Source organism: Arthrobacter sp. JUb119 (assembly GCF_024807995.1).
Lineage (GTDB): Bacteria > Actinomycetota > Actinomycetes > Actinomycetales > Micrococcaceae > Glutamicibacter.
The window spans coordinates 37,746-57,125 of record NZ_JANUFE010000010.1 but is presented as its reverse complement, the minus strand read 5'-3'; the positions used below and the strand labels follow the sequence as shown (position 1 = coordinate 57,125).

Below are 19,380 nucleotides of genomic sequence, written 5' to 3'. Positions count from 1 at the left end.
ATGGTGTGGTGGTGGCCGGCGCGCTAGGCGTCGATGACCAGATCCGATTGGGCGGTGGAGCAGCAGGGCAGGAATTTCCCGGCCGCGATTTCACGGGCGCGGATGCCGCCCTGGTGGTTCATCGCCACCTCGCCTTCGAGCTTGACGACCTTGCACGAGCCGCACATGCCCTCCTGGCAGTTGGCGCCGATGCGCACCCCGGCCCGCTGGGCGACACCCAGGATGTGCTCCTGGGAACTGATCCGGACATTCACCGCGGTGCGCAGGAAGGTCATGGTCAGCTCGCCTTCGCCCACGGTGGGGAAGGAAGCGGTATCCGGCGGGTCCTGCGCGGGAACCAGCGGTGAGGCCGGCGGCAGCGGGGCATTGGAATCGACCGCCACCAGCTTCTGGCCGCTGGCCTCGATGGTGCCGCTCTGGTCGTACTCGGGTTCGTACATCCCCAGCTCCGGCGGCTGGCTCTCGTAGAACTCCTCCACGGATTCGGCCACCTCCTCGGCGATGGACCCCGCCAGGGCGATTTCCTCCTGGTATTCGAGCAGCGTCTTGCGGTCCCCGGAGAAGAACTCCATGAACACCGAGGTGTCATCCACCCCGGCCTCGCGCAGCAGCTGGGTGGCCGAATTCAGGTACCCTTCCGGCCCGCAGGCGAACACCTTGCGGCCATTGGCATCCGGGGCCACTGCGTCGATCATCGCCGTGGTCAGCCGCCCGGCAAAGCCCTTCCAGCTCTTGGGCTTGGCCCGGTCGCCCAGCGAGTAGAACACCTTGATCCGCGAATCGACCTGCGCAATGTATTCCAGCTCGGGCCAGAAAGCGAAGTCCCCGGGCACGGTGCCGTGGCAGAGCACCACCACATCGGCCTGGCCGGGCAGCGAGTGGATGGTGCGCACCATCGACATGATCGGGGTAATCCCGGCTCCGGCCGCAAGGAACAGGTAGCGGGCGCGCCGGTCGGAATCGCCCAGATGGAAGGCGCCCACCGGGCCGAGCATCTCCAGCACCATGCCCGGACGCAGGTTCTCATGCGCCCAAGAGGAGACCAGGCCCTTGGGATCGCGCTTGATGCTGACATTGAAGGTCCAGGGCACGGTGGGCGCGCTGGAGATCGAATAGCTGCGGTCCACCGGGTCCTGGTCTTCGCCATGCACCGGGAAGGCGATGTTCAGGTACTGCCCGGCGCGGAAGGCCAGCGGGGCGCCATCGGCGCGGCGGAAGACGAAGGTCATCAGCCCGCCGGCTTCCTCGATGGTCTGCACGCATTCGGCCAGGAACTCCTGGGGGTGCCAGGGTCCCAGCGCGCGGGCCGCGCTCGCCGGGCCTTCCTGGGAACTGAGGACCCGGTTCCACGGCATTTCCAGCCCGCGGATGCGCTGGGCCGCTACGCTCGATGCCAGCTGGGCGCCTGCGCTCATGCCAGGTGCTCCAGCACGCGCTGGGTGTACCAGTTGATGAACGCCTCGACCTGGTATTCGCTCTTCATGTACGGGCCCGGCTGGTAGGCCGGGCTGGCTGCGCCCTTCTGGCACAGCTCGACGAAGGCCTTGTCCTGCAGGTTGGTCTGCTTCCAGGTGTGGGTGAGCTTCTCCAGGTCGTAGTCGTCTCCTTCGACCGCGTCATCGGCCACCAGCCAGGTGGTGCGCACCAGGGTCTGGTGCTCGTTGATCGGGAAGGCGGCGAAGGTGATCACGTGGTCGGATTGGAAATGGAACCAGCTGTTGGGCTGCAGGTGCATGGAGCAGCGGCCCAGCCGGAAGTCGCGCAGCTCGCCGAGCAGCTTCTTGGACAGGCGGTGCCCGTCGGCGGAGAAGGATTCCCCGTCGCCGTCCAGGGATTCGCGGGAGATGCGGATGCCGGCGATGCGGGTGTCCAGCTGCTCCACGACCTCGTAGGGCAATCCGTAGCGGCGGCAGCGTTCCTCCAGGGCCGCCTGGGCTTGCTGGTTGCGTTCCCATACCTCTTCCAGGTGCGGCGGAACGGTGTCGTCGCTCAGCCCCCAGGTGGGGAACAGCGAGCAGGCCAGCTCGGGGTGCCCGTCGCAGTGGTAGCACTCGCGGTTGTTCTCCATCACCAGCTTCCAGTTGCCCTCCTCGATGATGTCCTGCTGGTAGGCGACCTTGGCGCGGGCGATATCGTGCGGGGCCAGGTAGGGCTCGAAGATGCCGGCGACCTCGTCGAAGTCCGCCGGCGGGTCCTGGGCCAGGGAAACGAAGACCAGCCCGGCATGGACCCGGCCGTGGGCGCGCTTGAGCGCGAAGCAGCTCTTGTCGAACTTGCCTTCGCCCGGGGCGGAGGCGTGGATCAGGTCCCCTTCGGGGGAGTAGGTCCACGAGTGGTAGCCGCAGACCAGGTTCCCGGTGCTGCCCGAAGCTTCGGTGAGCACGCGGGCGCCGCGGTGCCGGCAGACGTTGTGCAGCACGTTGACCCCGCCCTCCTCGGTGCGCAGCACGATCAGCGAATGCGGACCGTAGTCCACGGTCACGTAGTCCCCGGGCTCGGGGATCTCGGCAATGCTCGCGGCAAACAGCCAGTGGGTCCCGAAGATGGCCTGCATTTCGACATCGAATACTGAGGGGTCGGTGTACAGCGGGGCTTCGAGCGAGTAGCCCTTGCGCCGGTTGCGGAAGAGTTCGGTGATCTCGGCGAGCTGTTCTTGGTTCACCGACGTAGCGAGCTTCCCACGCGTAGTGCGCGGTGCGCTTACCGAAGCGGTCATCTGTTACTCCTTGGAACACGACGCGGCTGGCGTCCTCTGGCTGTGGTTGCGCGGGCCGATGTGAGGCCGGTCACCGCATGAATCGAGACTAGGAAGAAATAGTCGGCAAGAAAAGCGCAAGAAATTGAACGGAACCGTGCACAATTGGTGCATGATTGATCCACGCTTCGCCACCCTGCGGGTCTTCTCCTCCACAGGCTCGGTAGCGCGCACCGCGGAACTGACCGGCTACTCGGCCTCGGCGGTCTCCGCGCAGCTGCGCGAACTGCAGCGCACCCTGGGCATCAAGCTGATCACCAAGGAGGGCCGCGGGGTGCGGCTGACCTCCGCGGGCCGGCATTTCGTTGCGGGCCTGGACGGGATTGTGACGCAATGGGAGCTGCTCGCGGCGTCCGCGCGCAACGCCTCCGGGCAGGTGCAGGGGCAGTTCGGCCTGGGCGGTTTCTCCACCGCTGCCGCGCAGCTGCTTGCCCCGCTGGCCGCGAACCTGCGAGCCACCCGGCCCGATACCGAGGTGCAGCTGATCGAAGCGCAGCCGCAGCGCTGCCTGGACTTGCTACTCGCGGAGCGGATCGACCTGGCCGTGATCGTGGCCAGCCAGACGTCCGGGGGTTCTGCCGCCAGGGACCGGTTCGAGCAGACCGTGCTGCTCGATGACCCGCTGGATGTGGTGCTGCCCGCGACGCACCGGCTGGCGCAGCACAAGTCCGTGGCCCTGGAGGACCTGGCCGATGACCCGTGGATCTCCGAATCCGGGCAGTCGGTCTACCGGGCGCTATTCGTTGCCGCCTTCACTTCGCTGGGGGTCACCCCGCATATCGCCCACGAGGCGGTGGAGTGGGAAACCATGATCGCCTTCATCGGGGCGGGCCTGGGCGTGGGGCTGCTGCCCCGGCTGGCCACCCTGGGCGATGCGCAGAACGTGGTGCGCCGCCGGATTTCCGGGGCGGCCAAGCCTTCGCGGCGCATCGTGGCGGTGACCCGCAAGGGCAGCCGCGGCTCGCCGCTGATCGAGGAATCCCTGGATATCCTGCAGCGCACCGCCAAGGACATCATTTCCCTGCGCTCGGCCGAGGAACTGGACGGGTAGCCGGCCGCTGGCGGGCTGCCGGACCCGGCGGATTTCTCGCCGGGCTATTGACATGGATCACATCCAGTGGTCAGACTTGGGCACATCCGATTTGGTATCCAACTGATATTTCAAGGAAGTGGTCCGCTATGGGCAACTTGGCAGTAAGCTACGCCGGGGCAGGCAAGGTCGAGCTGATCGACACCCCGTACCCCGAATTCGAATTGAAGGACGGGCCCGGGGTCCACCCGGCAAACGTCGGGCGGCAGGTGCACCACGGGGTCATCCTGCGCACCATCGCCACCAACATCTGCGGTTCGGACCAGCACATGGTCCGCGGCCGCACCACCGCCCCCGTCGGGTTGGTGCTGGGCCACGAGATCACCGGCGAAGTGGTGGAAGTAGGCCGCGATGTGGAATTCCTCAAGGTCGGCGACGTCGTCTCGGTGCCCTTCAACATCTCCTGCGGCCGCTGCCGCAACTGCAAGGTCGGGCAAACCGGCATCTGCCTGAACGTCAATCCCGACCGCCCCGGCTCCGCCTACGGCTACGTGGACATGGGCGGCTGGGTGGGCGGCCAGGCCGAATACGTGCTGGTGCCCTACGCGGACTGGAACGCCCTGAAATTCCCCGACCGCGACCAGGCCATGGAGAAGATCCTGGACCTGGCCATGCTCTCGGACATCTTCCCGACCGGCTACCACGGAGCCATCGGCGCCGGGGTCACCGTCGGCTCGACCGTCTATGTCGCCGGCGCCGGCCCGGTGGGCCTGGCCGCGGCCACCTCCGCGCAGCTGCTGGGTGCGGCCACCGTGATTGTCGGGGACCTGAACGCCGACCGGCTGGCCCAGGCGCGCAGCTTCGGCTGCGAAACCGTGGACGTCTCGCAGGGCGACCCGGCCGAGCAGATCGCCCAGATCCTGGGCGTGCCCGAGGTCGACTGCGGCATCGACGCGGTGGGCTTCGAGGCGCGCGGGCACGGGCACGACGCTGGCAAGGAACAGCCTGCCACGGTGCTCAATTCGCTGATGGAAATCACCCGTGCCGGCGGCAGCCTGGGCATCCCGGGACTCTATGTCACCGGGGATCCGGGCGCCGAGGACGAAGCGGCCAAGGTCGGTTCGCTGTCCATGCGCTTCGGCCTGGGCTTCGCCAAGTCCCACACCTTCGTCACGGGCCAGTGCCCGGTGATGAAGTACCACCGCGGGCTGATGCAGGCGATCCTCTCGGACAAGGTCTCGATTGCCAAGAACGTCAACGCCACGGCCATTGGCTTGGGCCGGGCCCCGCAGGGCTACGCGGCCTTCGACGAAGGCGCCGCGCAGAAGTTCGTGCTCGACCCGCACGGGCTGATCAGCGCCTGATCCGCGCTTGACGCGCATTTAACCGCTGCCCGCCGTGCAGGCCGGGAACAATTCCCGGCCTGCACGGCGCACTTCCGGCCGGCTCTTGAGCCCGGCCGATTTGCCGGCCCCGGCCACCACTCACGAGCAACCCCGGGACCCCGGCTGATTCGGCGCGCCCGCATTCCCCTGCCGGCCCGCCACCTATTGCCTTTATTGAAGGAAACCGAAATGAAACGCACTGAGCAACCCGTGAACGACCTGGTCAGCGAGCTGCACTCGGCTCGCCGGCGCCGGCCCAGAAGATACCTGTCCTCCGGCACCGACTACTGGGTCTTCGGCATTGCCGGACTCCTCGCCCTGGCGTTCATCGCCTGGGGCTTCGCTTCGCCCGAAGGGCTGGGCTCCGCGGCCGGGAAGGCCCTCGACTGGGTCATCACGAACACCGGCTGGATCTTCGTGATCGCCGCGACCGTTTTCACCCTGTTCGTGCTGGTGGTCGCGGCCAAGAGCTTCGGGCGCATCCCGCTGGGCAAGGACGGGGAGAAGCCGCAGTTCAGCACGGTTTCCTGGATCTCGATGATGTTCGCCACCGGCATGGGCATCGGGCTGGTCTTCTACGGGGTGGGCGAACCGCTGTACTTCTACATGTCTCCGCCGCCGGAAACCGTGGGCGGGCAGACCTCGGCCGCGGTGGGCACGGCCATGGGCACCACCATGTTCCACTGGACGCTGTTCCCCTGGGCCATGTACGCGATTGTCGGGCTGGGCATGGCCTACGGCAGCTTCCGGCTGGGCCGCCCGCAGCTGTTCTCCTCGATGTTCACCTCGATCTTCGGAGAAAGGGTCGTCCACGGCTGGGGCGGGAAGACGATCAACATCCTGGCTATCCTGGCCACGCTTTTCGGCTCGGCCTGCTCGCTGGGGCTCGGCGCGCTGCAGATCGGCGGCGGCATCCAGTCCGCCGGGCTGCTGTCCTCGGTGGGTTCGGGGGTCCTGGTACTGATCATTGCGGTGCTCACCGCCTTGTTCGTGGCCTCGGCCGTCTCCGGAATCGAGCGCGGCATCCAGTGGCTGTCCAATATCAACATGGTGCTGGCGGTGATCCTGGCGCTGATCGTGTTCATCGGCGGGCCCACGCTGTTCATCCTGAACGTGATTCCCAATGCGGTGGGCTCCTTCATCGCTGACTTGCCGGAAATGGCCTCGCGGACCGCGGCTTCCGGGGACGGCGACATGGCCGCCTGGCTTTCCTCCTGGACCATCTTCTACTGGGCCTGGTGGGTTTCCTGGACCCCGTTCGTGGGCCTGTTCATCGCGCGGATCTCGCGCGGGCGCAGCATCCGCCAGTTCGTCACCGGGGTGCTGCTGGTACCTTCCACCGTCACGCTGTTCTGGTTCGCCATCTTCGGCGGCGGCGCCATCGGCCTGCAGGAGCGGGCCGAGCGCAACGGGGACATGGGCCAGGCGCTGGCCCAGATGGTGGACGGGGCCCCGGACATCGACTTCAACTCGGTGCTCTTCGAGCTGCTGGGCGCACTGCCATTCCCCGAATGGTTCTCCATTGCGCTGATGGCTCTGGCCGTGGTCCTGATTGCCATCTTCTTCGTCACCGGGGCGGACTCCGCCTCGATCGTGATGGGCGCGCTGAGCGAACGCGGCGCGCAGGAGCCCTCGAAGAAGTCGGTGGTCTTCTGGGGCGTCTCGGTGGGAGCGGTGGCCGCGGTCATGCTGCTGGCCGGCGGGGACCATCCGGCGGCGGCCCTGAACGGGCTGAAGAACATCACCATCGTCTCGGCGCTGCCCTTCGTGCTGGTGATGCTGCTGCTGTGCGTGGCGCTGTGGAAGGACCTGTGCCGTGATCCGCTGGTGCTGCGCGGCAAGGTGGCGATGGAGGTGCTGGAGCAGGCGGTGGATGACGGAATCGACCGCCACGAAGGCGAGCAGTTCAGCCTGATGACCAGGGAGAACTCCATTGTGGCCGCGTCGGGCCTGCCGGCTGGAGACCGGCCGGAGCCGGTGGCCCAGGAGCTGGAAGCCCCGGTGCGCGAACCGCAGCCGCGGCCCGAAACTGATCTGGAACCCGAGGGCGCCGGCCGCTAGCGGCCGGTTCGCGTCCCCGGCATCCAGCTAGGGGGCGCGGCGCAGGGCCTGCTCGAAGTGGGCCACATGCTCGGAGACCAGCCGCGCTGCCAGCTGCGCGTCGCCGTCGAGGATGGCGCGCAGCAGGGCCGAATGCTCGGAAATGTGCTCTGCGATCGGAGGCATCTGGTCGATGACCAGGCACCAGATCCGGGTCACCAGATTATCCAGGCGCACCAGGGTTTCCTCCAGGTACTTGTTGGCCGCCGCTTTGTAGATGAGCCGGTGGATGCGCACATCCAGCAGCAGCAGCGAACGCTGGTCCAGGGCGGGATCCAGGGCATCGATCTGCTGCAGGTAGCCGGCCAGCTGCTCGCGGATCTGCGGGTCCTTGTTCGCGGCCGCGTTGCGCGCGGCCAGCGGCTCGAGCACCTGGCGCATTTCGGAGATGTAGTTCAGCTCATGGAAATCCACGGCCGTGGCGAAGGTGCCGCGGCGCGGATAGGACACCACCAGATGGTCGGTTTCCAGCCGCTTGAGAGCCTCGCGCATCGGGGTGCGCCCAATGCCCAGTTCTTCGGCCAGCTGCGGCTCGTGGATCGGGTGCGTCGGAGCGATTTCGAGCAGCACCAGCCGGTCGCGCAATGCGTTGTAGGCTCGATCAGCCATCGAGCCTTGCTCGGTGGCGGCGCTGGTCAGTTCGGTGGGCCTTGGCATATCGCTCTCTATCACTGTTCAAAAATCAATTGCCGACACACAAAGAGTATCGCCCCGGCTTCGATTTGGGCGCTTTTACTGTGCCGATGCGCTCAACAGCCCTTGGCTTGCCGGCCAGCGGCAGAGCGGAAAACCGTACTGGGGGCGCTGGGAAAGGCGCCAGGAAGAACCGCCGGAAAAGTTGTTGACGCTGTGCTGAAGCACACATAGTATTGTGATCATCAATTGATATATCAGTATCCGGCCAGAGGTTGGCGAGTCTGCCCGCAGCTGCTTCCGAAGGCAGGGGCGGCGCGCAGTTCCGCTGGGAAAACTCAGACCGGACGGCTTTGAATCCGTGGCGCAGAGCACTGCGCGGAAGCCAGGTGCAACCGCATGAAAATCCCCCGAAAAACCACTACGAGCCATGGCGAAGCTAATGCCATCTCGGCGAAACCAAGGAGCGGCACGATGACCGAACCGAACAACAAGTATGTCCTGACCCTCACCTGCGCCGAGCGCCCGGGCATCGTGCATGCGGTCACCGGGTTGCTGCTCAAGTACCATGGCGACATCCGGGAGCTCAAGCAGCATGACGACCAGCTTTCCGGGACGCTCTTCATGCGCATCGAATTCGAGGTTGCCGCGGCGGAGGATATCCCCGCCGAGATCGCCGAACTCGAGTCGGGCCTCGGCCAGCTCGCCGATGAGCACCAGGCGACCTGGGGTTTGCGCCCGGCCGGCAACAAGAAGCGCGTGGTGGTGATGGTCTCCAAGTTCGGCCACTGCCTGCACGACCTGCTGTTCCGCGCCCGGATGGGGGAGCTGCCGGTGGAGATCGCGGCAGTAGTCTCCAACCACCCGGACCACCGGCAGCAGGTCGAGTGGAACGGGATTCCGTTCTTCCACATTCCTGTCACTCCTGAGACCAAGCCCGAGGCCGAGTCCAAGCTGATGGACCTGGTGGAGCGCTTCGAGGTGGATCTGGTGGTGCTGGCCCGCTACATGCAGGTGCTCTCCGATGACCTCACCCGCAAGCTCACCGGCCGGGCCATCAACATCCACCATTCGTTCCTGCCCTCTTTCAAGGGGGCCAAGCCCTACCACCAGGCCTTCGAACGCGGGGTGAAGACCGTGGGCGCCACGGCGCACTACGTGAATTCGGAGTTGGACGAGGGGCCGATCATCACCCAGCGCGTCCAGGAAGTGGACCACAGCTACGCGCCCGAGCACCTGGTGGCCGCCGGACGCGATACCGAGTGCAAAGCCCTGTCCGATGCGGTGCGCTGGCACTGCGAAGACCGGGTCTTCCTCAGCGGCTCGCGCACTGTGGTGCTGCGCTAGCACCCTCCGGGCCAAAGGCCCCGGCGGGGATTCTACGGACATCATATGACGATGCCCGCCGAACCCGGCCGGGGCCTTTGCTGTTGCCCGCCGTTTGGGCCCGGAGGCGCTCGACCGGAGGCGCAAAGGCCGGGAAGACAGTGCGGTCGAATGCAGGGGCACGGAAGTTTTCCCAAGTTAACCTAGGAATTATCCTTGTCTTGGCCACGGGGGCTATGCAAGGCTATGGATCAAGCGGGTGCTTGTGACCCAGCTCATGAAATAAGAACCAGCGGCTCCCAGAAGGAATGTGTCGATGTTTGGACTACCGGCGTTCACGACCATGGTCATCATCGGGGTTCCGGCCCTCTGGGTGATCTACACAGCTGTTTTCCTGTGGCTCAGCCGCGGCTGGAAGCGCGAGGATGCGAAGGAGCAGCAGTGAGCATCGAGATCCTGTTCCTGGTCATCTATTTCATCGCCATGGCCGCCATCGGCTTCTGGGCGATGAAGCGAGGCAAGCAAGATGCCGAAGGGTTCCTGCTCGGCGGACGCAGCCTCGGCCCCGGCGTCACCGCGCTGCGGCTGCAGAGTTCTTCCATGTCCGGCTACATGTTCATGGGTGCCGGATCCATGGGCTACACCCAAGGCTATTTCAGCATGTGGTACGCGCTGGGCGACCTGGGCGGCGGCATCCTGAACCTCTCGGTCCTGGGCCGGCGCATGCGCAAGCTATCCCAGATCCTGGGTTCCATCACCTCCATCGAGTACCTGGAGCACCGCTACCCCTCGAAGTGGATCCGGCTCATCGCCGCTCCCGTTGCGCTGTTCTGCATGTTCTTCTACGTCCTGGCCCAGTTCATCGCCGGCGGCCGCGGATTGGAAATGGTCTCTGGGGTTTCCTTCCCGGTGGCCTTGGCGATCGCCATCGGCGTGATTGTCCTCTATACCTTCCTTGGCGGCTACCTGGCTGTGGCCTACACCGACTTCGTGCAGGCCATCATCATGGTGGTCGGCATGGTCTGGATCCTGGTTGCCACGCTGATGGCCGTGGGCGGTTTCACCAAGGGCAATGAGACTGTGGGCGGGATCAACCCCAACCTGCTGACCATGTGGGGAGCGGATCTGGGCTACCAGGGACAGTGGGGAGTCATTCTCGGTGCGCTGCTGGTCTTCTCCATCGGCTACATGGGCTGGCCGCACGTGGTGGTCAGCCACATGGCCATGAAGAAGCCTTCGGTGGCACGTACCGCAGGGGTCTACTCATTGGTATTCAACCTGCTGTTCATCCCCGGCCCCTACCTGGTGGGCCTGTTCGCGCTGATCCTGCTGCCCAACCTGGCCAACCCGGAAACCGCGATCTTCGAGGTCGCCGACGCGGTGCTGCCGACCTTCGCCGTGGGCATCGTCATGGCAGCGATCATGGCAGCCATCATGTCCACCGCCGATGCCCTGCTGCTGCAGGCCGGCACCATCGCCAGCCAGGACATCTACGCCCGGTTCATCAACAAGAAGATGAGCGATGCGCAGATGGTCTGGGTCTCGCGGATCACCGTGCTGGCCCTGGCCATCATCGGCTATGGCATTGCCGCTTTTGATCCTCCCGCGGTGGCCGCCGTGGTGATCTTCTCAACGACCGTGCTGGGCAGCGCCTTTGTCCCTTCCTATATCTGCGCGGTGTGGTGGAAGAAGGCCAATACCGTTGGCGCGATCTCCTCGATGGCCGCCGGCACACTGGTCTCGGTGCTCTGGCAGGTGTCCGGCGCGCCGGATGCCACCGGCATTGATCCGATGGTCACCGGCATCCTGGCCTCCACCGCGGCCATGGTCATCGGCAGCCTGGCCAGCCAGAAGTCGCATCCCGTGCCGGAGCATATTGGCCGTGCCCTGGATGAGACTGCGAAGATCGGCCCGATCCCGAAGAAGATGCTCATGGGCCAGGATGCACTGCTGGCCAGCCAGGCGGAAATGGCGGCCCGCGGTGAATGAACTGGTGCTGAAAACCTTGGTCGATGACCAGGACGCGCAACGCATCCTTGCCGCCAAGGCGCCAGGGCTGAGAGTCGAGTCGGCCAAGCTGCGCTATCATCCCTTTGCGGGGTTCATCTTCGAGGTGCCGCAGCTGGCCGGGCGGTCAGGGCAGGCGCACGCCTTGGTGGACTACTACTCGGGCAAGGCCTTCGTCTGCGATCCGTGGCAGGCCGAAGATGCGGAAACCGGCCAAGTGCTGGACCGGGTGGCTGATCCGCAGTGGAACACCATCGATTTCGACACCGCACGCCGGCGGGCCAAGGCCCTGCTGTCCACCGCGGCGCTGCGCCGGGCCCGGCTGGCCTGGCGCGGCGGGGTCCGGGAAAAGAGCAGTGTCGCAAAGGTCTGGAAACCCAACTGGATGATCGAAGCGAGCCTGGAGAAAAAGTCCTACCGCGTCATGGTGGACGGACTGAACGGCGGCTACTTCATCATCGGCAGCTGAGACTGGAAACGCCGGAGGACGGCGCAATGACCAAGATCCATCCCATCACAGGAAGACATCGGAGATTCAATGAAGAATATGCCAAAGCAGTTCCCCGCTCAGTTGCTGAAGAAGGGCTCCTGCATCGTTGCCGGCTCGGCACTGTTCCTCGGCTTGGGGCTTGTCCCGGCCAATGCCGTAGGCAACGGGCCGGACTACGCCGGAAATGAAACCATCAACACCTCGATCTTGCATACGCACGAGTCGATGGCCGCCGAACTGCGCAAGCAGGATGCCAAGCAATCGGCGATGGAACTGGAAGTCATCGGCCAATCCGCCAAGGGACGCGATCTGTTCCTGGCCAAGTACCTTTCTAACCCGGAAAATCCCACGATCATGTTCCTCACCCAGCAGCACGGCAACGAGCAGCTGACCACCGAGGGGACCCTGGAAGTGATCAAGCACCTGGGCTCGGGGCGGATGAAGGAGGTGCTCAAGGACGTCAACATCCTGGTGGTGCCGATGCTGAACCCGGATGGCGCCATGGGCGATGTGGACTTCCCGCTCGATGACTACATCGCCTCGGGGGACCGGCACCTGACCCGCTACAACGCCAACAACGTGGACATCAACCGGGACCACGTGGCCAAGACGCAACCGGAAATCCAGGCGCTGCACAACAATGTGCTCTCCGCCTACGGCATCGACTACATGATCGACCTGCACCATCAGGGCACCCGCTCGGCGGTGGACGGCAAGCTGGTGTCCGGCTCGATCCTCTACCCGACGACCCCGGACGTGCCTGAGGAAGTCCGCGAGGGTTCCAAGCGCCTGGGCGCAGTGGTCTACCAGAATGTCGACCGGACCGGCTGGGGCCACTTGGGCAAGTACGTGGGCGGGACCGCCAACACCATTGCGCGCAATGGCATCGCGGCCGAATACGGCATTTCCACCTTGCTCTTCGAAATGCGCGGCATGAGCGATCACAGCAACCCGGATTATGTCCTGGGACAGAAATCCAATGGCTACTTGCGCCAGCAGACCATCCTGACCCTGGAGAGCACCATCAAGGCGGTAGCCGATGGCTCCGTGGAAACCATGGATACCTCCTTCTGGGACAGCCTGCCGGAGCAGTCGACGTTGCCCGGAGAAGAGGCTGACGAATAGCCGATCCAGTTGATGGCGGGCCCGCAAGGGCCCGCCATTGTCCTGCCTGGAGCAGGAGAACCGCGCTCGGCCCGAAGCGCTGCTGGCCCTAGGGGCGCATGCGGTACGTTTCTACTAGCACTGTCCATACCGGCAAGGAAGCTGAACCATGCTCATCCGCAATGCCCGCCCCTGGGGCGGTCCGCCCAGCGACATCCTGATTGGCGACGGCAAGATTTCAGCGATCTCCGTGCACGACCCGCAGCAGGTGCGCAACCTGGCGGACGTCGATGGCCGCGGGCGCATCCTTCTCCCCTCCTTCTCCGACGTGCATGTGCACCTGGATTCCACGCGCATCGGACTGCCTTTCCGCGAGCACACCGGACGCCCGGGGGTGTGGGGCATGATGTGCAATGACCGGGAGAACTGGCGGGATGCCGAAATCGGATTGCCCGAGCGCGTGGCCGGAACCCTGGAACGGATGATCGCCCGCGGCACCACGCGGGTGCGTTCCTTCGCCCAGGTGGATGTGGATTCCAAGCTGGAGAAATACGAGGCCGTGGTGGCCGCGAAAAAGAAGTTCGCCAACGAGGCCGAGGTGCAGATCATGGTCTTCCCGCAGGCAGGGATCCTGCGCGAGCCGGGTACCGTCAAGCACCTCGAGGATGCGCTGGAAGCCGGCGCCGATGCCATGGGCGGCATCGACCCCTGCGCACTGGACCGCGACCCGGTCCGCCACCTCGACGTGGTGTTCGGGCTGGCCGATAAATACCAGGTGGACATCGACGTGCACCTGCACGAGCCCGGTGCGCTCGCCGTCTTCTCGGCAGAGCTGATTGCCGAACGCACCCGGGCGCTGGGCATGCAGGGCCGGGTCAACCTGTCCCATGCCTACGAGCTGGGCAGCGTCAGCGAGGCTGCCAGCCGCCGGCTGATCGACACCTTCGCCGAGCTGGACATCTCGCTGACCTCCGTTGCGCCCAGCACCTCCAATCATCTGCCGCTGGTGGACCTGGTTGGAGCCGGGGTGCGATTCGGCCTGGGGGAGGACGGGCAGCGCGACTACTGGAGCCCCTACGGGAACTGCGATCTGCTGGACCGGACCTGGCAGTTGGCTTTCGTCAACGGGTTCCGCCAGGACGAACTGATCGGGCATGCGCTGGCCGTGGCCACCATGGGCGGTGCCTCGATCATGGACCGCTCGGTGCCGCGCCTGGTTTCGGTGGCCGACCGCCCAGGGGTGGCCGTGGGGGACCGGGCCGATCTGGTGCTGGTGGATGGCGAGAGCATTGCCTCCACCGTGATGGACCGGGGCACTGACCGCACCGTCATCCACGACGGGCGGGTGGTGGCCGAGGGGTTGAAAGTGCTCTCGGTAAGCGAGCCCTACTGAAATCGAGCAGGTGTTCGCGTGGAACTTGTCGGCGCAACTCAACAGCGTAGTTGCATTCCAACAGTGCACCAGTGCATTCAATATTGCGGAACGCACCAGAGAGTCCACGGCGGGCTTCGATAGGACGCGGAACTGGCTGCGCTGCAGCCTGGCCGGGATCTCGAGCCGCTCCCAATTCTCCTCCGAACTTTGGTCCCGGTGAGCTCGTCGGCGGCGAATTCGCCCTGAGGCCTCCAGCATGGATCTGGACAGGGAGAACCCAGCGATGCAGGGCTACCTTGCCAATGTCCACCGCCGATTGACGCATGCAGCGGGGAGCGGCGTGGGCATTCCTCAGCGCCATGGCGCTGCGCGGATCTTGCTTTCCGGTGCGCAGATTGGGCCCGCTATCCATTTACCCAGTGGAAAGCACCATGAAACCCGAGGCGATCCACGTAACCGCCCGGCATTGAATGGCCAAACGATCCCGCCTTCAGTTTTACACGTTGTCGAAATACAGTCACCGATCTGTAATACTGGTGGTGTGCAAAAGACCTCCCGCTCATCACGTGCTCTCAGAGGCACCGCCGCCGCGTTCTTCGCGACGTTTGTTTCTCTGGCTTCCCACGTGCTTGCGGGCGGAGCCATACCGGACATCCTGAACGTCGCTCTCCCGCTGTCTCTGTCGCTCATGGTCTGCATCTTGCTCAGCAGCAAGCGGTTCACCTTCTGGCGGTTGTCCATCATGGTGGGGTTCAGCCAGGTGCTTTTCCATCTCCTGTTCTCCATGGGAGCCGGGCATTCCGCTCTTTCATCCGCAGGGCAAGGCATCCACGCACATCATGGGATGTCCCTGGCGGTCGATGCGACCGGCTCGGCAAGTACCGCCATGGCAATTCACGGCGATGGCACCATGCTGCTTGCTCACTTCCTTGCTGGGTTCGCAACAGTTCTGGTGCTTCACCGTAGCGAGCAGCTACTCATCGCCGCTTCAGACATCATTAGCCTGTTCACCTGGAAACTCTTCTGGCGACTGGTCAACTTCGCCGTTCAACCAGTGCGACCGCAACCAGTTCCTGCCGCACCGCGCGATATCCCTGGCTGCACAGTGGCTGTGTATGCAACGTCTGTCGTTCGCAGAGGCCCACCCGCACTGGCAAAGGTGTAAGGCAACAGTTGCAGTCCATTTGGCCTGCTGCTTTTCCGCTCTTGCTTTCAAAGGCCCCGGAATCGGGCCCTGACATGCCCCATCCCGGGACAAGTTTCCATGCTCGTGCGCACTGGCTTGCTTGAAAGCATGCCGGTGAACCTATCCTTCTGAGTTCGTTTATCGGCATTGCCTGTCCGGACTCCATTGCGCGCTCCGGCTAGAACTTCAGCGGCCAACCGACCCAGCTTCGCACCTCACCTTCGCAAGCCCTATCCGATCAGGGCTATTTTCTCCTCTGCTGTGCCCAGCACCATGCGTCCTGCCCACCGGCACCATGCCTCGGTGGTTGCAGGCACCACAGCAGCAATAATTCAGAGCGCGCTATTCGTGCTTCCCTCATTTTCCTAGGATTAACAGTGAAAACCTCTTTTGCCCTGCGCACCACCGCCCTATCCGCAGCCGCATTGATCGCCTTAGCAGGTTGTGCCGGCACCCCTGCTGCCAACAGCAACCCGGCTCCGGCTGGCGCCACTGTCACCATGAAAGATCCTTGGGTGAAGGCTATCGATGAGGGGATGTCGGCGGGATTCGGCACGATTCGAAACACCGGAGGCCAGGACATCACCATCACCTCGGTCACGAGCCCGGCCTCCAGTGATCTGGAACTGCATGAAACGGTAGCCAACGAATCCGGGGCCATGGTGATGCGTGAAAAAACTGGCGGATTCACCATCCCCGCCCACGGCGAACTGCATCTTGAACCAGGGGGAAGCCACATTATGCTCATGGACCTCGCCGAACCGCTCAAGCCCGGCAGCACCGTGAACATGAGCCTGGAATTCTCCGATGGCACCAGCTCCGAGACCATCGCCCCGGTGAAGGATTTCGCCGGCGCGAATGAAAACTATGACGGCTCCGAGCACGAGGGCATGGATCACGGCGAGATGGACAAGGACGACTCCGAATCCGAAAGCGCCCACGATCACTAATGCCACACGTAGACGCACCCGCCAAACAAGGACCAAGCAGGCGAGGAATTCTGTTCGGCGGCGCCGCAGCCGGACTGGGAGCGATCGTAGCTCTGGGGATCGACTCCCTGTCCAGTGCCGCAGCGCCGGCCGGCGGCTCGGAGCCGCTGCACGGACAAGCCGTGATTCCGTTCTACGGCTCACACCAGGCAGGAATCACCACGGAGCCACAAGCCCACGCCAGCTACGTCGCGTTGAACTTGCGTGATGGCCTTGACCACGAGTCCCTGCAACGCCTGCTCCGTCTGCTCAGCGATGACGCGGCAAGGCTCACCCAAGGCCAGGCGGCCTTGGCAGACACCGAACCGGAACTGGGCACTGTTCCCGCACGGCTCACGGTGACCTTCGGATTCGGTCCGAAGCTCATGGAACTCGCCGGCTCCTCGGCCGGCGAAAGCCAGCCGCTGCCGGAGTTCAAGATCGACGAGCTCGAAGAGCGCTGGAACGATGGGGATCTGCTGCTGCATATCGCCTCGGATGATCCATTATCCGTTGCGCATGCCCAGCGGATGATGCTCAAGGATGCCCGCCGGTTAGCCTCCGTGAAATGGGTGCAATCCGGGTTCCGCCGGTCCCGGGGATCCGAAGCCAGCGGCACCACGATGCGGAATTTGTTCGGACAAGTCGACGGAACCGTGAACCCCGTTCCAGGTTCGGAGGATTTCAACTCCGTGGTGTGGAACGCGGATGGGAGCACCACGATGGTCATCCGGCGCATCCGAATGAATGTTGATACCTGGGATGAGCTGGACCGTTCTGGCCGGGAATTCAGTGTCGGGCGGACCCTGGGCAACGGGGCGCCGACCACTGGAAGCAAGGAACACGATGAGCCGGATTTCGAAGCGACCAATGCCCTGGGATTCACGGTCATCGCCGCGCACGCGCACATCCGCAGAGCCCGTTCCGAGAACACGAACGAGCGGATCTTCCGGCGCGGATATAACTACGACGAGCCGCCTACCGGGAGCGAGATCTCCAACTCCGGGCTGATCTTCGTGTCCTACCAAAAGAGCGTGGCCGAACAATACACCCCGATGCAGCAACGGCTATCGGACCTCGATGCGCTGAACCAGTGGACGACTCCCATCGGCTCGGCCGTCTTCCTGATTCCGCAGGGCTGCGCGGAAGGAGGGTTCATCGGTGAAACTCTCTTCGCAGCTTAGCCGCCGATACTCGTCCTGCTTTGCCACCAAGGATCCCTCATGACTCTTCTGGAAACCACGACCCCCGAATCCCAGCCGCCGACCGGGATTTCGAAGCCCAACAGAAAAGGATGGTTCGGCCAGCTGCTGCTACGGCTGCACTTCTATGCGGGAATCTTCATCGGCCCGTTTATCCTTGTCGCCGCCGTGAGCGGCGCCTTATATGCAATTACTCCGCAAATCGAACAGGCTGTCTATGCAGATCAGTTGCGCGCGCCGCTAGCCGACGCCTATTTGCCGCTGGCCGATCAAGTAGAGGTGGCTAACACCTACATGGGCAGCGGTGATGCGCTGGTGGCGGTTCGACCGGCACCACACCCCGGTGATACCACTCGGGTGATGTATGCGGATGAGAACCTGGGAGCCAGCGAAACCAGGGCTATTTTCATCGACCCGGCCACCGCTGAAATCCGCGGTGACTTGACCGCCTACGGAACCAGCGGAGTGCTGCCCCTGCGAACGTGGATCGACCACTTGCACCGCAACCTGCAGCTCGGCGAGCCAGGGCGCATGTATAGCGAACTGGCAGCCTCCTGGCTGGGAGTGATCGCCCTGGCAGGATTTGCCTTGTGGATTCTGCGCATCAGGAAAACCAAGCGCAAAAAAGACCTCATCCGCCCCGCTGCCAAGGCAACGGGCTACCGGCGCCTGGCCAGCTGGCATGGATCGCTTGGGATCTGGGTCTTGCTCGGCGCATTCTTCCTCTCCGCCACCGGCATCACCTGGTCGACCTACGGTGGCGCCAACGTCAGTGAGCTCCGCGCCGCGCTGAACTGGGGAACCCCCTCGGTGGACACTGAACTGTCTGCCGCGGAGAGCAGCGCAGGTGATGAACACGCCCACCACCACGGGGCAGCGCCCGCGCCAACCGGCGAATCGGTGAACCCGGCGGCATTCGACACCATGCTCTCGATCGCCAAGGAAGTCAATGTCAATACTGGACTGGTTGAGATCAAGCCGCCAGCCGCTGACGGCAAGGCGTGGGTGGTCCAAGAGATCCAGCGGTCCTACCCGACCGAAGTTGACGCTGTCTCCATCAGTGGGCAAACACTGGACGTCGTTGACCGCGTTGATTTCAGCGAATTCAACCTCGCAGCGAAACTCTCGCGATGGGGAATCGACATCCATATGGGCTCCATGTTCGGACTGTCCAACCAGATCCTGCTGTTCCTGGTGGCCTCTGCCATCGCCTCCATGGTGGTGCTGGGCTATGCGATGTGGTGGAAGCGCCGCCCAACGAAGAACCCGGGACAACGCGTGGGCAAAGCACCTGCACGTGGCGGCCTAGCCCGCGCCCCGTGGTGGGGCAACCTGCTGGTCTTGCTGGCTGCAGCTGCCGTCGGCGTCTTCCTGCCCCTGATGGGGATCAGCCTGGCCCTGTTCCTGCTCGCAGACTTGGTCATTGGCTGGACTCATGGAGCTAGGAGCCAACGCCCGGCCACAGAGTAGCAAGCTGGCCTCAGTGGTGTTTGTGCAGTGTTCTGTGTGCGTTGCACGCGGATCACTGCCCCTCCTTGACTGAGCGATCTTGATGCACTGTAAAGTGCGCGCCCAGGGAGGCCATTTGCGATGCCGGATCACGAAGCTGGCTTCGTGCCAGCGGCGAGTTCGGAAGGGACGACGAAGGTCCGGCCGGAATTCGGCAGATCAAGCACATCATGGGCCTCGGCTTGAGGGGCGCCAAGGATCTGGCCACCGGGACAGGCATGCCAGGAGCAGTGGAATTGTCTTGTGGGGAGAGGAAAAGCGAGCAGTCGCGCTACGGTTTTGTCCGAAATCGCGAATGAAAATTACGATG

At 64.2% G+C, this 19,380-nt stretch carries 16 protein-coding genes; 13 read left to right on the top strand and 3 right to left on the bottom strand.

Annotated elements, in window-relative coordinates:
• Window positions 1–23: 23 nt before the first annotated feature.
• Both M2368_RS18280 and M2368_RS18275 read right to left on the bottom strand, forming a co-directional pair.
• Window positions 24–1,415, bottom strand: coding sequence for a flavin reductase family protein (locus M2368_RS18280; RefSeq protein ID WP_332595212.1), 1,392 nt, complete (start codon window positions 1,413–1,415; stop codon window positions 24–26).
• Window positions 1,412–2,716, bottom strand: a complete 1,305-nt coding sequence (locus M2368_RS18275) for an aromatic ring-hydroxylating oxygenase subunit alpha (RefSeq protein ID WP_105658918.1) — start codon at window positions 2,714–2,716, stop codon at window positions 1,412–1,414. The genes M2368_RS18280 and M2368_RS18275 overlap by 4 nt, the downstream gene beginning before the upstream one ends.
• A gap of 151 nt (window positions 2,717–2,867) precedes the next feature.
• On the opposite strand from M2368_RS18275, the gene M2368_RS18270 reads away from it, so the two are divergent.
• The 3 genes from M2368_RS18270 to M2368_RS18260 all read left to right on the top strand — a co-directional run bounded on the left by M2368_RS18270 (window position 2,868) and on the right by M2368_RS18260 (window position 7,231).
• Complete coding sequence (locus M2368_RS18270) at window positions 2,868–3,806, top strand: LysR family transcriptional regulator (protein ID WP_105662330.1); 939 nt, start codon at window positions 2,868–2,870, stop codon at window positions 3,804–3,806.
• A gap of 128 nt (window positions 3,807–3,934) precedes the next feature.
• Window positions 3,935–5,149 (top strand): formaldehyde dehydrogenase, glutathione-independent, encoded by a 1,215-nt coding sequence (fdhA, locus tag M2368_RS18265; protein ID WP_498724817.1) that lies wholly within the window; start codon window positions 3,935–3,937, stop codon window positions 5,147–5,149.
• A 210-nt stretch (window positions 5,150–5,359) separates the two neighbouring features.
• Window positions 5,360–7,231, top strand: coding sequence for a BCCT family transporter (locus tag M2368_RS18260; RefSeq protein ID WP_498724816.1), 1,872 nt, complete (start codon window positions 5,360–5,362; stop codon window positions 7,229–7,231).
• A gap of 27 nt (window positions 7,232–7,258) precedes the next feature.
• Here M2368_RS18260 and M2368_RS18255 read toward each other — a convergent pair whose 3' ends face one another.
• Window positions 7,259–7,927, bottom strand: a complete 669-nt coding sequence (locus M2368_RS18255; RefSeq protein ID WP_498724815.1) for a GntR family transcriptional regulator — start codon at window positions 7,925–7,927, stop codon at window positions 7,259–7,261.
• A 450-nt stretch (window positions 7,928–8,377) separates the two neighbouring features.
• On the opposite strand from M2368_RS18255, the gene purU reads away from it, so the two are divergent.
• From purU to M2368_RS18205, 10 genes are all read left to right on the top strand, one after another.
• Window positions 8,378–9,250, top strand: coding sequence for a formyltetrahydrofolate deformylase (gene purU / locus M2368_RS18250; RefSeq protein ID WP_498724814.1), 873 nt, complete (start codon window positions 8,378–8,380; stop codon window positions 9,248–9,250).
• 295 nt (window positions 9,251–9,545) lie between these two features.
• The gene (locus tag M2368_RS18245) at window positions 9,546–9,674 is read left to right on the top strand and encodes a hypothetical protein (RefSeq protein WP_286134668.1); all 129 of its coding nucleotides are present in this window, start codon (window positions 9,546–9,548) and stop codon (window positions 9,672–9,674) included.
• Entirely contained in the window at window positions 9,671–11,218 is a 1,548-nt protein-coding gene (locus M2368_RS18240; protein ID WP_105658924.1) for a sodium/proline symporter, read from the top strand. Before M2368_RS18245 ends, M2368_RS18240 begins: the two co-directional genes overlap by 4 nt.
• Complete coding sequence (locus tag M2368_RS18235) at window positions 11,211–11,705, top strand: hypothetical protein (protein WP_498724813.1); 495 nt, start codon at window positions 11,211–11,213, stop codon at window positions 11,703–11,705. The genes M2368_RS18240 and M2368_RS18235 overlap by 8 nt, the downstream gene beginning before the upstream one ends.
• A gap of 78 nt (window positions 11,706–11,783) precedes the next feature.
• Window positions 11,784–12,851: a M14 family zinc carboxypeptidase gene (locus M2368_RS18230; protein ID WP_332488140.1), complete on the top strand. Its 1,068-nt coding sequence runs from the start codon at window positions 11,784–11,786 to the stop codon at window positions 12,849–12,851.
• A 148-nt stretch (window positions 12,852–12,999) separates the two neighbouring features.
• Window positions 13,000–14,223 carry an amidohydrolase family protein gene (locus M2368_RS18225; RefSeq protein ID WP_498724812.1) on the top strand — a complete coding sequence of 408 codons (1,224 nt, stop codon included), beginning with the start codon at window positions 13,000–13,002 and terminating at the stop codon, window positions 14,221–14,223.
• 238 nt (window positions 14,224–14,461) lie between these two features.
• On the top strand, window positions 14,462–15,370 hold the full coding sequence (locus tag M2368_RS18220; RefSeq protein WP_146112962.1) for a hypothetical protein: 909 nt from the start codon (window positions 14,462–14,464) through the stop codon (window positions 15,368–15,370).
• Window positions 15,371–15,768: 398 nt separating this feature from the next.
• The gene (locus M2368_RS18215; RefSeq protein WP_105662334.1) at window positions 15,769–16,341 is read left to right on the top strand and encodes a copper chaperone PCu(A)C; all 573 of its coding nucleotides are present in this window, start codon (window positions 15,769–15,771) and stop codon (window positions 16,339–16,341) included.
• A complete protein-coding gene (locus tag M2368_RS18210; protein ID WP_498724811.1) occupies window positions 16,341–17,543 on the top strand; it encodes a Dyp-type peroxidase in 1,203 nt (400 codons plus the stop codon). The genes M2368_RS18215 and M2368_RS18210 overlap by 1 nt, the downstream gene beginning before the upstream one ends.
• Before the next feature lie 39 nt (window positions 17,544–17,582).
• Window positions 17,583–19,031 (top strand): PepSY-associated TM helix domain-containing protein, encoded by a 1,449-nt coding sequence (locus tag M2368_RS18205; RefSeq protein ID WP_498724810.1) that lies wholly within the window; start codon window positions 17,583–17,585, stop codon window positions 19,029–19,031.
• Window positions 19,032–19,380 lie beyond the last annotated feature (349 nt).